General features: G+C 50.9%; 13 protein-coding genes. 7 read left to right on the forward strand and 6 right to left on the reverse strand.

The features are described from left to right. Window positions 1-77: 77 nt before the first annotated feature. Window positions 78-2,264 carry a hypothetical protein gene (locus tag NZM04_06190; protein ID MCS7063617.1) on the reverse strand — a complete coding sequence of 729 codons (2,187 nt, stop codon included), beginning with the start codon at window positions 2,262-2,264 and terminating at the stop codon, window positions 78-80. An 89-nt stretch (window positions 2,265-2,353) separates the two neighbouring features. Between NZM04_06190 and aroE the strand changes: the two genes are divergently transcribed. Next, complete coding sequence (aroE, locus tag NZM04_06195; protein MCS7063618.1) at window positions 2,354-3,319, forward strand: shikimate dehydrogenase; 966 nt, start codon at window positions 2,354-2,356, stop codon at window positions 3,317-3,319. Beyond that, window positions 3,316-4,158: a prepilin peptidase gene (locus tag NZM04_06200; protein MCS7063619.1), complete on the forward strand. Its 843-nt coding sequence runs from the start codon at window positions 3,316-3,318 to the stop codon at window positions 4,156-4,158. Before aroE ends, NZM04_06200 begins: the two co-directional genes overlap by 4 nt. Before the next feature lie 66 nt (window positions 4,159-4,224). On the opposite strand, the gene NZM04_06205 is transcribed toward NZM04_06200, so the two are convergent. The 3 genes from NZM04_06205 to NZM04_06215 are packed head-to-tail and all read right to left on the reverse strand — an operon-like array spanning window position 4,225 to window position 8,362. Beyond that, entirely contained in the window at window positions 4,225-6,324 is a 2,100-nt protein-coding gene (locus NZM04_06205; protein ID MCS7063620.1) for a polysaccharide biosynthesis tyrosine autokinase, read from the reverse strand. A 44-nt stretch (window positions 6,325-6,368) separates the two neighbouring features. After that, a complete protein-coding gene (locus NZM04_06210) occupies window positions 6,369-7,067 on the reverse strand; it encodes a polysaccharide biosynthesis/export family protein (protein MCS7063621.1) in 699 nt (232 codons plus the stop codon). 20 nt (window positions 7,068-7,087) lie between these two features. Continuing rightward, window positions 7,088-8,362 carry a hypothetical protein gene (locus NZM04_06215; GenBank protein ID MCS7063622.1) on the reverse strand — a complete coding sequence of 425 codons (1,275 nt, stop codon included), beginning with the start codon at window positions 8,360-8,362 and terminating at the stop codon, window positions 7,088-7,090. Between the two features lie 145 nt (window positions 8,363-8,507). Here NZM04_06215 and NZM04_06220 point away from each other — a divergent pair, with 145 nt between their 5' ends. Genes NZM04_06220 through NZM04_06235 form a run of 4 tightly spaced genes read left to right on the forward strand, consistent with a single transcriptional unit; the run spans window position 8,508 to window position 11,302 of the window. After that, entirely contained in the window at window positions 8,508-9,422 is a 915-nt protein-coding gene (locus NZM04_06220; GenBank protein MCS7063623.1) for a dienelactone hydrolase family protein, read from the forward strand. Then, window positions 9,422-10,768, forward strand: coding sequence for a DNA photolyase family protein (locus tag NZM04_06225; GenBank protein MCS7063624.1), 1,347 nt, complete (start codon window positions 9,422-9,424; stop codon window positions 10,766-10,768). The genes NZM04_06220 and NZM04_06225 overlap by 1 nt, the downstream gene beginning before the upstream one ends. Before the next feature lie 26 nt (window positions 10,769-10,794). Then, on the forward strand, window positions 10,795-10,953 hold the full coding sequence (locus NZM04_06230; GenBank protein MCS7063625.1) for a hypothetical protein: 159 nt from the start codon (window positions 10,795-10,797) through the stop codon (window positions 10,951-10,953). After that, on the forward strand, window positions 10,946-11,302 hold the full coding sequence (locus tag NZM04_06235) for a hypothetical protein (protein ID MCS7063626.1): 357 nt from the start codon (window positions 10,946-10,948) through the stop codon (window positions 11,300-11,302). Before NZM04_06230 ends, NZM04_06235 begins: the two co-directional genes overlap by 8 nt. 181 nt (window positions 11,303-11,483) lie before the next feature. Here NZM04_06235 and NZM04_06240 read toward each other — a convergent pair whose 3' ends face one another. Both NZM04_06240 and NZM04_06245 read right to left on the reverse strand, forming a co-directional pair. Further along, window positions 11,484-11,753 (reverse strand): hypothetical protein, encoded by a 270-nt coding sequence (locus NZM04_06240; GenBank protein ID MCS7063627.1) that lies wholly within the window; start codon window positions 11,751-11,753, stop codon window positions 11,484-11,486. Window positions 11,754-11,867: 114 nt separating this feature from the next. After that, window positions 11,868-12,140, reverse strand: a complete 273-nt coding sequence (locus tag NZM04_06245) for a hypothetical protein (protein MCS7063628.1) — start codon at window positions 12,138-12,140, stop codon at window positions 11,868-11,870. Between NZM04_06245 and NZM04_06250 the strand changes: the two genes are divergently transcribed. Further along, window positions 12,139-12,762 (forward strand): AAA family ATPase (locus NZM04_06250; protein ID MCS7063629.1); only part of this gene is annotated, 624 nt, incomplete at its 3' end. The genes NZM04_06245 and NZM04_06250 overlap by 2 nt on opposite strands.

Consider the following 12,762-nt stretch of genomic DNA (forward strand, 5'->3'; position numbering starts at 1 on the left):
GCTTTGGCGATATCTGCCGCGACACTAGGTTTTTCAGCTATAATCAATGATTTCGACATACCTAAGATACGGTTCACTTACTCTAGAGGATTCTCCTCTCTTTTGTTCTCATCTTGTGATGCTTCCACCTGTGGAGCCTCAGAGAGAGGCTCAGAGGTCGAATCAGCCGAAACTTCATTACCCAAGGATGAAGGGATCTCAGGTGCTGAAGATAGGCTAGAATTTTCACTCGTCTCCGCTGAAGTTGATGCAGTCGTGGAAGACAAGCCGAAAACTGCAGCATGGAAATTATCAGCTAAAGATAAGAATGTCTCATCAAGATAAGGCACAGCATAGATCACCAACCCCGCTCCTAAGCCATATATAAGAGGGACGAATGCCATACCCACCGGGGATTGTGATTTTGCGCTTATCGCGCGTCTCCCTTCATCGACCTCTTTGAGCACTGTCCACTGCCCAAGTGTCTCTGCAAAACTTATCTCTCGCGGCAGTGGATTTTTTCGGAAAAACTCTTTCGTTTTTTCTGAAAACAAGCTACCGCCCGCCATCATGACCATCGGAGCAAGTGCTGAATAAGTCCGTTGCGCCAAGCGGGCAGTATCCACAAAAAATAACCCAGCAGGATAGTCCGATTTTTGGAATACATCTCTGATGAAAGCTTCAAATTGCGGCGCGCTCTGCAGCGTCTCGATTTCAGGGACGCCTCCCCCCAAATAACGCCGCGCCGCCGTATCATCAGGGAAAAATCCCATGCCCTTCGGCCCGATGACCAAAGTCGGCGCCAATCCCACCATCATCGGAATCCGATACGTCAGCAACGTATGTTCCGCATGCTGCGTCTCTTTTTTCTCCGCATACATGCCTGTTGGCGTTTCCCTTAAAAATTTCAACAACTGCTCCGCTGCTGGCTGAAAAGCAGCAGAATCCTTGATTTGAATCCAGAGACTAGGCAACGGATATAGCGAGCTATCCGGCCAATCCAGCGCAAACGCCATCTCCGGCCCAAGCGGCTCAAGTATATTCTCGTAAAGGTCAAGGTTGACGTCTTGCGTAACCTTCGTCTCAAGCTGTTCAATTCCATCCTTCACTACAGGATCGTGCTCGTAAAATTTCTTAAGCATCTTGAAATACTCAGCCACATCCAACGTGATCGCTCCATAGATCAATGTATCAGAGCGAGTCATATTCAGCGTCTCGAGACTAATTCGCGAAGGAATAAGCACACGGTTGGCTTTCCATGCCGTATCCGACAAAAAATGATTATAGGTCAGATCCTCAATCCCGCCCTCTTTTATTCGCGTCAATGCCACCCCTGTCCCACTATATCCTGCGATATTTTTTTGCGATTGGATCGAACGCAAAAATGCCTCACGCATCTCGTCACTTTCAGTCTCCGGCTCACCCTGCACAGCCTTAGGCCAAAGATTTTCAAAAAAATTCGCCAGTTGAATGATCCCCTTCTCGCCGTTTCCAAAAGTTATCCGATCCGGCATCGACGCCGAATTCACATACTGCCGAAACTCCTCTCGATCCGCTAATGACGGCTTCGGCCGCAGATTCGCCTGTGCTAGAGCGTCAAGAAACTGTTTCAGCGCCGACTCACTCACGCTGTAGAGATACCAGCCCTTTGCCTCTGCAAAACAAAAGCTGTGCTCATGTTCCCCAATTGCCAACCGCACCCTGCGATACATCGTGCCCTTGTGCGAGTCTTTGCTCACCTCGAAGAAGTCCTCCAGCTTTTTCACCAAAGGAAGCGCGACTATATGCTTTTTGTAATATTCTTCAAAAGCTGCAACGATTCTCCTCAACTTAGGCAGATCCTCAGGCCGCGGACGAATCCCTCCCACTAAATGAATCGAATCTTTCGTAGCCGGCAAAACTCGGATCAATGCAAAAAAGCTTTCCCCACGATCTGCCTCGTAAAGTTCGAAGACAGTCTGTTTCAAAAGCTGATAGAGCTCCTGCACAGCCGGATACTTCTCAAACGTAGGCTTAAGCGCTGCCACAAGCTGCTCCTCTGCAAGCGTGACCACTCGCACAGTATCCGGATGCCCGTAAAACTTATATGCCGCACTCCCCTTAAAACGATTCCACGTCTGCTCCTGATTCGGCACCCAATCAAAAAACAACGTATACTCCGGAAGAAGCTGCGGCACAGCTACCGATGCTTCTTTTTTCGCACAGCCAACAATACAGCTGACGACAAAACAAAACCCTATAACCCCCGCAGCGCGATAAACTGCAACTACGTTTAGATTTCTCATGCGATGCCTTTTATATGGGATTAAAAAAAACGAATAGCTAAATCTGACGACAACTTTTTACAGCCAGCCTTCTGTGTCGGAGTCACAGCTTGCGTGCCATCCTCCACAACGGCATCATTCCCCACATGAGCGACACCGTATGGACGCTTGATGAACTCAAAAAATCAGAACCCCAAAAAAACTTCTTCGCCGTCCTAGGCAAACCAATCCATCACTCCCTATCCCCCATCATGCACCGTGCAGCATTTGAAGCCGCAGCAATCTCCGCTCAATACGTCCGCATCGAATGCAGCGAAGATACACTCGAGCCAACCCTCCATGAGCTCCGACGAATCGGCGCTCGAGGCTGGAATTGCACCCTCCCACTCAAAGAAGCCATGTATCAACTCTGCGATGAACGCGATGCTCACGCAGAAAAGCTCGGCGCAGTCAACACCGTCATCAACCAAAATGGCCAACTCATTGGACTCAACACAGACGGCCCTGGCTGGGTCACAGCCGTCCGCGAAGCATTCGGCGTAGATGTCCGCGACTTACGCATCCTCATCCTCGGAGCAGGCGGTGCAGGCCGCGCACTGGCTTTACAAGCAGCACTCGAAGATTGCGAGACCCTTGTCATAGCCAATCGCACGTTTGAACGAGCTCAACAAGTCGCACAAGATGCCGAGCGACTCTTCCCCACAAAAAACAAGCTTTCAGGATCGGCCTCCTCACGAGTCCATGCAGTGAACTGGCACAGCGAAGCGATGCGACAAGCCATCCGCAACGCCGACCTCGTTGTAAATGCGACTGCGTTAGGTTGGAAACTCACCGACCCCAGTGTCGTCCCTGGAAACTGGCTCCTTCCACACCTTTTAGTGTATGACACTGTCTATCGTCCCCGCATTACCCCGTTTCTACGTGCCGCTGCAACGGCCGGCGCCCGCATCAGTAATGGCCTCGGAATGCTCTTGCATCAAGGCGCTATGGCTTGGAGCTTGTGGACTGGCCGCGAAGCTCCGATTTCCGCTATGCGTCATGCCCTAGAAAAGGCTCTAGACGAGGATCAAACATGAACGGCGACTGGCCCGCAGAGCTCCATTCGTTATGGAGAGAGCCGTGGATTGGGGCAATATGGACAATCTGGGGCGCATGCGTGGGATCATTTTTAAATGTCTGCATTTACCGCATACCGCTTGGTCGCTCATTGATTCATCCTCCCTCAAGTTGTTCAGCCTGCGGTAGAGCATTGCGCTGGTATGAGAATGTGCCCATTCTAAGTTGGCTTGCTCTGCGCGGCAGATGCCGATGCAGACTCATAAAGCTTGATGTGCGTTACCTCTTAGTCGAAGCCGTTACAGCTTTTTTAGCGTGGCTTTTGTGGTGGCAAAACTGGAGTCTGCCAGCCGCAGGAGTCTGGCTGGTATTTTTTAGCTTCTTAATTGTGGCCACAGGAATCGATTGGGATCACATGATTATCCCTGACCGTATTTCACTAGGGGGAGCAGGACTAGCTTTCCTAGCGCAAATATTCGGCAGCGCACACATCGAAGGCTTAATTGGATGGCGAGACGCTGTGATAGGAGCAGCTGCCGGTGCTGGAATTTTGTGGGCGATCGGCTGTATGGGACGCTGCATGTTCAAAAGAGACGCAATGGGAATAGGCGACGTTAAGCTCATGCTCTTAATCGGAGCCATGGTGGGTTGGCAAGGAGTGCTTTTTGTGATCGGAAGTTCTGCTTGTATCGGAGCCGTCCTTGGAACTGTTTTGATGCACAGCTCTCACTGGCGACGTTATGAGGGACGCTTGCCATATGGACCCTTTTTGGCGCTCGGGGCTATCTTGTGGGTGCTCGGAGGCAAAGAGTGGTGGCGGAATTATTTTGATTTTTGGAATCACCTCCGCTGGATGTAAAACTCGCCTTTCTCGAAATTCACGCAATATGCTTTATAACGAGAGCGCGCCGCAGCATGAACTTTATTAGGCCACGCTATAGCTGCGGTAGTATTCGCTGTATTTGTAGTAATAGTATTCAGGCAAGTTGGTATCCACACCGTTAAATATGAGTCCGAGCACTGGCACTTGGCGTTGATAGAGCACGTCAAGTGCGGCTCTCACGAGTCGGGCATTGGTGTATCCTGCACGTAAAACGAAAAGAACTCCGTCGGTTTTAGGAGCGAGACTTGAAGTATCGTCCGTAGCCATAATTGGGGCACTATCAAAGAGGATATAGTCGAAATGGTTTTCGACTTCGCGAATGAAGAGACTGACTAATGGACTCAGTAGCAGCTCGCCCGGCTGTGCAGGCATCTGGCCACAAGGAATGATGTAAAGGTTAGTCACACTTGTCTGAATGATGGCGCGATCCCAATGAGTTTCTTGACGCAGTATTTCTGAAAAGCCAGGCGTGCCGCGAATTCCGAATATCTGATGTTGGCACCCCCTCCGCAAGTCGGAGTCCACAAGCAACACTTTGCTGCCAGCAAAAGCCATCGTGATGGCAAGGTTGGCGGAAACAGTGGATTTGCCATCGCCTGGGATTGCGCTAGTGACGACGATGCGTCTTGGCCGTTGTCCTTGGACAGGCATGTAGATAAGAGAGGAACGAATGTTTCGATAGGCCTCTGCAAAGACGTGACGTTCGTCTTTCTGTTTGAGAAGGTCAATGCGCTCGTCAGGACCAACTTCAACCTTTGGAATCTGCCCGGCTATGTTTTCTCTAAAGAGCTCTTGTAGTTCAGTCAGGGAATTGATGCGATCATCGAATCGGTCGATAAGCATGATCAGACCAAGACCGATAACTAAACCAGTAATCACAGAAATCACTGCTGTCTGGACTACTTTTTTAGGTTGCTCATAGGGAGGAGAAGCGTTTTCAAGGATAGTCACAGTCTCTTGTTCTACGGATTGTGCCATCCCGACATTTTGAATGCTTTGAAGTAAACGAGAATGGGTCTGTTGAAGTCTCTCCACCCGACTTTTAAGGCGATTGTATTCAGCAAGTCTTTCACTAAGGTGAAGGTTTCTTTCTTCTGCCTGCTTTATATTTTCTTTTAAATTTTCGATTTGTATCTCGATACTTTTTTTACGAGATTCAGCATCCTCAAGAGTTTGTTTTTCGAAGATTTCAAGTAGTTTTTGTTTTCTCCTGATCTCCTCTTGGAGTTGTATAAGTTTTGGATGTTGAGGCCGAAGATATTCGGATAGTGCATTTACCTCTGCCTCGAGCATTTGCATTTCCGTCTTTGTCTCTGCATATTGCCTTTCAGAGGAAGCCAGTGCTTCAGAAAGCGTCTTCTTATCCTCACTGTCCATAGCTCCTGCTTGTGCTCTCTGTTTGCGTTCGATATTTTGTTGAACGCTGAGTTTGTCGAGTAGGTCGTATTCTTTTTTTAGCTGCGACAATTGATTAGTGAGTTCAACAAGCTGTTTACTTGCATTTGCGGCTTGCTCTTCAAGCGCGACAACATTGTTATCTCTCTGAAAATTTCTTAGCTCATCATCGCCAGCTTGGAGTTCACGCTCAACTCTACGAATTTCTTGGCTTATAGATTCTAGTGTAGTGCTAGCTGTATCACTTCGCATTTGTTTTTTTAGATTGATAAATTCCTCCATGACGGCTGATAGAAAGTGTTGCACATAATCTTTATCTTCAGATATTGCATTGAGTTGAAAGATTGATGAGCGAGGTATAATTCCTACCTCCAATCGCGCTGAACTTTGCTTCAAATCTGGCATTGTAGATTGTAGCCGGTCTCTAGCGTTTTGTAAGACTTTCGCCGAACGCATCAGGTTCATCTGAGTGCCAAAGAAGTTTTGATACTCCTCGGTGTAAACCATGCTTTCTGGAATATTAACCCGCGGTGCTACCATCATCTTGCCGGATGAAATGTATATTGGTTTTGAGGTAACAATAAGAATTGCCCCCACTAAGATAGAGACTGTGAGTGCAAGTAATACTATCCACCAGTATTTTTTTAATAACGCTCGAAAACGATATAATCTTGTTAGGAAACGAGTTAAGAATACACCGGGCGGTTGTGGGGGAGAATGGCCAAAACTTACCTCCTGAAAGTCCATATCATTATATTCATGTCAGCAAAATTGTGTTTTTCAATTTAATTTTAAAAGTTAACAATCTTCTGAGGAACTATGATTAAATCCCCTGCATGCACTTGAACATCTTCATTTATTCTACCTTTTTCAAGGACGTTAACTAGATCTACTACTATCGCTCCATCCGGAGTTTTATTGATATCTTGTATCTTACCATACTGCCCACCACCACCTCTGACTAGTGTGACCTTTCTTTTGTTGGCAAAATCCGAAAAACCCCCAGCTCTGAGTATCGCTTTGCCTACTGTAAACACTTCATCTGCCGGAATTTCTATTGGGCCTTGTTGTCTAACCATGCCCACCACGTAAATTCTCCCCCTATATTTGGTGGCCTGATCAAGAGCGATAATGACAGTTGCCCGTTTATAGAGTGTCTGCTCTAAAGCTGCTTTGATTGCATATGCCAGTTGCTTCGGCGTTCGGCCAACTGCCCGTATTCTTCCATAGTAAGGAACATCAATTTCTCCACTATCAGTGACAATTCTTTGAACTGGAGGGTCTTGGTCCTCGAGGACACGATAACTAACCACATCACCGATCGCAAGGGGCCTTCGATCGTCTAGTGTAGCCATCGAAGCTGGGCCCAGAGCACCCACTGCTGTATTAGAAGCATTGTTGGGGTTAGATCCCCTAGTAATAGGAGAAGGCTCTTGAGCGTATAAATAAGATACGATGGATAACAATAATACCGATATTGCTGTCTTCATGCTAAATTTATTAGCATGAATTAAAAGCGATGCAACCACTCAATAAATACTAAATGCCTGTAATAGTCTCTCAGGAATAACTTTGAGTCCTTCTCAAGATACTCGTAACCCCATTTAAGATTGTCTTGCTTAGTTAATTGATAGCCAAAATGTATCCCTGCACCCCAACGCAAAGACTCCTCCGCAAATGGTCCATCCGATGGATCAGCCCATTCAACAAACTGGTTTGTCCCAATGCTTAAATCTTTAATGATCTTCCATGTCTGTTCTGCTCTTGCAAAATATTGCTTGTAATAATTAGTATCATAACCTATCGCTATCTCTCGGCCTAACTGCAGTGTGTGGGTAAGGTATTGGTTCACCTCGTGTTCAAAAGTAAGCTTCATATACCAATCGATCAGTGTATCATTAAAATCTCGGTTCCTTGCTCCCGTATCAAACTCATATCCAGTTACACCACCTTCCCCTCGTATGGCAAAATAGTCAGATAGCTGTAAATTAAAAAATGGCCCGAAGGAATAGTTAAAGCTATCATTGTTAAAATCACCTTTGAAATCTGTCCAAGTCGCCGTTGCCTCCAGGCCAGCATTAAAAGTTGGGGTGATGTTGAAACCAAGTCGAGCGAATGCTGTGTATTGATCGTTGTCCGTGTAGTCGAAGATATCTTCTCCATCAAACATCGCTCGATACAGGATCCAGTCCCCTCCAAAAGTAAACCACATATCATTAAGATCCCATATTCCAAATAGTCCTAGCCGATTAATGAACCGTCCAAAGTTTGCCTTACTGTAGCCCGATATATCGCGGTTCACAGCACTGACTGGCACTGACGCAAATCCAAAGAAATCGTGAATATTCAATCTCATATCCCCAATGAACACATCAAAATTGAGTGCAGAACTTGGCATAATATTCACAAAACCTGAGTCCGCCTCCCCATTTTCAAGATACTTCCGATACCCAGCCGTCACATCTAGCCTCAAAGCATTCAGACGAGTAATAGGATAATAGGTCATTATCTTTAACTCGGGATGTATAATAAAATCATCAATTCGATTGATCTCCCGTAAGTAGATGTTATCATCGTATTCCAAGCGCAGACGAGACTGCAAATTTACCAAAAGCTCACCTAGCTTTATGTTATAGCGAGATTTCGGTATAACTAATCGCGCTTCCGAATATTCTCTCCCTGCCTGGCTATGTCTAAGACTTTCCTGCGCCCACGAAGCAGACCCTATAAACGAGAAGACAATTACCAGATATAATTTATATAATTTAACCTGCTGCTTTTTCATTTCTCTTATGTGGTTTATGCAGTTATGTTAAACAAACAAAAGAAAAATGTAAAATGCCTTTTTAAAAAATCTTTCATTTGTTTCTTCTGAAAAATCATAGCAAAATTGAACACTAGGCAAAATAAGCCTTTATCACTACTTTACTATGCGAATCCAGTCCTCTCACATCCTCATCGTTTTGATTTTATCGCTCTTCCTATCTCCGCTGATTGCTCAAGATCAAGATCGCAGACCCCCAATCCAAAGCTTTACCCTCCACACCTTCACTCCAGCCTTCATTCTAGCACACCCCATTCCAATTCGCGCAAAAAGAATTAACCTCAAAGGTGCGCTTATTCAACTGAACGACTTCGGCTCAGCCGACATCGCCTACCTCTCCGTTCCCGTTCGACAACCTCTCGGCGGCCTCATCCTCATCCACGAATGGTGGGGACTAAATGATCACATCAAACACACCGCCGACCGCCTCGCCGATGAAGGCTTCCTGTGCATCGCCGTGGACTTATTCAACGGCAAAGTCACCCACGACCCCACACTCGCCGCCCAATACATGCAATCTTTAAATGAACGCAGCGCCCTAAAAACCATCCGAGCCGCCGAGCGTTTCCTCCGCGAAAGCCCACGATTCCGCGTATCAAAAACTGCCACCATCGGCTGGTGCATGGGCGGAGGTCTCTCACTCCAAGCCGCCATCCACATCCCCACCCTCGACGCCGCAGTTATCTACTACGGACCCGTTGAGACCGACCCCCGCCGCATCCGACTTATCTCCGCCCCAATCCTCGCTCACTTCGCCAACAACGACCCATGGGTCTCCCCCGAATCCGCCCGCACCTTTATCCAGCACATGCGCACAGCACGCAAAAAAATCGAAGCCCACTTCTACGACGCCCCACACGCCTTCGCCAACCCCAGCAACCCCCAACACAACCCCACCCTTACCCGCCTCACCTGGGAGCGCACCCTCACCTTCCTACACAAAGAATTCAGCACCCCACCTAAATCTACCCCACGCAACTCCTCCCCATCACCACAAAAAAAGCGCTCAAAATCCCTCTGATGTCCACCGCCATCCACTGGTTCCGCGCCGACCTCCGCCTCACCGACAACACCGCCCTCTACCACGCCGCCCGCAATCACCGCACCCTCTATCCCCTATTCGTCCTCGACCCATCCATCCTCCTCTCCCCCACCAACGGCGCCCCCATCACCGCCTTCTTCTTCGCCGCACTCGAATCCCTCCGCCACGACCTCGCCCGCCACGGCATCCCCCTCACCCTACGCTACGGCCTCCCCCGCGACGTCATCCCTGCCTTCATCCGCGAGACCCGCGCTCAAGCTCTCTATTTCAACAAAGACGTCGAGCCTGCCGCCATCGCTCGCGACCAAGAGATCACTCGCATCGCCCAATCCCTCGGCCTCCAAGTCCACGCCTTCGAAGACAACTCCATCCTCCCCCCCACCGCAGTCCTCAAACCCGATGGCTCCCCCTACACCGTCTTCACCCCCTACTCCAAAAATTGGTTGAGCAACAAAATCCCGCCTCCCCTTCCACAACCCACATTCCAAGCCCCTACGCCGCCTCCGCGTCCCCCATCCGATCCCATCCCCTCCCTCTCCTCACTCAATCTCACCCTCAAAATCTCCATCCCCCCCGCCACCGAAACTGCCGCCCACGAGCGCCTCACACACTTCATCTCCGGCCCCCTCCTCCACTACCGCTCCCACCGCAACTTCCCCGCCATCGATGGCACCTCACGCCTCTCCCCCTACATCCGCGCAGGCCTCATCTCCACCCGCACCATCTACCACGCCGCCCAAGCCGCATTACAAAAACATCCCCAAGCCGCCGACGAAATCCACACCTTCATCAAAGAACTCATCTGGCGCGACTTCTACCGCCAAATCCTCTACCACTTCCCCCACGCCGCCACCTCAGCCTTCCGCCCCGAATACAACGACATCCCCTGGGAAAACAACCCCGACCTCTTCCAAGCCTGGTGCCAAGGCCGCACCGGCTTCCCCCTCGTCGACGCCGCCATGCGCCAACTCAACACCACCGGCTGGATGCACAACCGCCTCCGCATGGTCGTCGCCATGTTCCTCACCAAAGACCTCCACATCTCCTGGCAATGGGGCGAACGCTACTTCATGCAACACCTCCTCGACGCCGACCTCGCCTGCAACAACGGCGGCTGGCAATGGTCCGCCTCCACAGGCACAGACGCCGCCCCCTACTTCCGCATCTTCAACCCCAACTCCCAAGCCGCCAAATTCGACCCCCACGGCGCCTTCATCGCCCAATACGTCCCCGAGCACAACGACCTCACCTATCAACCCATCGTCGACCACAACACCCGCCGCCTCCGCACCCTCGCCCTCTACAAACTCACCCCACGCCACTAAACCCCCTCCAGCCGCCAGCCGCTCCCATGCCGCATCCAAAAGCCCATCCGCTACCACCATTCACCTACCAACAAACCCCAACCCACCCCCTCACACACGCAACATCGCTTGCGACATACCTCCATTGTCTTTTTAGCAAAAAACAATCACCGCCACATCCTCCAAAGCGGTTGATACTTGCTTAGCATACCATTCACTCCACCCGTGCCGTTGTGGCTGTCGAACGGCGACCCCGCCAACTACTCCCCAGACTTCATCGTCCCCACCACCGACAGCACTGTCTGGCTCGTTGAAACCAAGAGCCGCGCTGAACTCGACCTGCAGCAGAAGATACATGGCCCAGCCCCGGCAATCGTGCACAGACGCCACTACTGCCGAGTTCAGCGAAGGCAGCATCCCGGACCGACGTTACGACTTCGTATTCGCAGACCCGACCAGCTTCGAGCGGCACCAACCAAAGACATTCGCGGCGCTAGCCCCTACTTTCACCGAGTATCATTCGCCACCAAAAGAGTAGAAGAAAACCCGCTTTAACGCATCATCGTAAAACTCTTAAGCTGGCAGCGTGAAAACCACCATTGATTTACCCATTGACCCCGTGCGGCGTTTGAAAATTCGCGCCGTAGAGGCCGGCATCCCGCTCAAGCATTTGGTGACGCAGCTGCCGCGCTAAAGCTTAAACGCCACTACTCTGCCGCCTCCAGACCCCGCCGGTTCAACCACGGAGCATATCATCCTCAATGAACAAGGCTTTCCCATCATTCGCTGCGACCCAAGTGCCCCAGCCAGCCAGATCACAGCAGAGCAACTGATCGCACTGGAGCAACAAACCCTGCTTGAGGAGGACACCCAGCGTGCCGGCGGCACTCTTTGATTCCAGCGCCTGGCTGGCAGCGGTGTTCCCCACGCATCCGCTCCATGCGCAAGCCCAAGCTACGCTAGCAGCGGCCACCGTAGCCGAACCCGCGTTCCTTTGCCGGGCCACGCAGACCGCCTTTCTGCGTCTCATCACCACGCCATCAATCCTACGGCTATACTCTGCCGAGCATATGACTAACCGCGCCGCACTCACCGTGCTCCAAATGCTGCTCGCGCGCCCTCAGATCGCCGAAATCGAGGAACCTCCGGGCACCGTCACCCTTTGGCAGCGGCTCGCCGCGCGTGACACCGCCTCCTCAAGGCCTGGATGGACGCCTATCTGGCGGCCTTTGCCATCAGCGCTAAACTCCGATTCGTGACCCTTGACCGCGACTTCAAAACCTACGAAAGTCACGGACTTCAACTCGAGCTGCTCCATCCCTGACTTCCATGCCTCGCCGCTAAAACACAACCTTCTCGCCATGCTCACACAATGCAGATATGCTACAACCATGTTCACAAACCTAAAGATCAAAAACTTCAAGAAACTTTCGTGTGCGGACGTGCCACTGGGTCAGACAGTTGTTTTTATTGGACCCAACAACTCCGGAAAGACCACCGCCCTGCAGGCGCTCACACTGTGGGACCTAGGGGCGCGCAAATGGGCTGAACTGCGCAAGAACAGCTCCGCCAGGGAACGCACCGGCATAACCATCAACCGCCGCGACTTGATCGCCATCCCCATTCCCAGCGCGCGGCTGCTTTGGCGCGACCTGCACGTCCGCGATGTCGGCCGCGAGAACGGGAAGACCAAGACCAAAAACATTACCTTCGAGGTGACCGTCGAAGGAATTTCCGAGGGCCAGCCTTGGTCCTTCGGCCTCGAATTCGACTTCGCCAACGAGGAATCCTTTTACTGCCGCGCCCTGAATTGGCCGGAATCCAGGGAGGAACGCGATCGCCTGCTGGCCTGCGCGCTCAAAACCCGCGTCGCCTATCTGCCGCCCATGTCCGGCCTGGCCGCCGAGGAATTCCGCAAGGAACCCGGCGAGATCGGCGTGCTCATCGGGGAGGGCCGCACCGCCGAGGTGCTCCGCAACCTTTGCCACCGCGTCCACGCGAACACCGACGCCTGG

This window comes from Candidatus Methylacidiphilales bacterium (genome assembly GCA_025056655.1).
In the GTDB taxonomy this organism is placed as follows: Bacteria; Verrucomicrobiota; Verrucomicrobiia; order Methylacidiphilales; family JANWVL01; genus JANWVL01.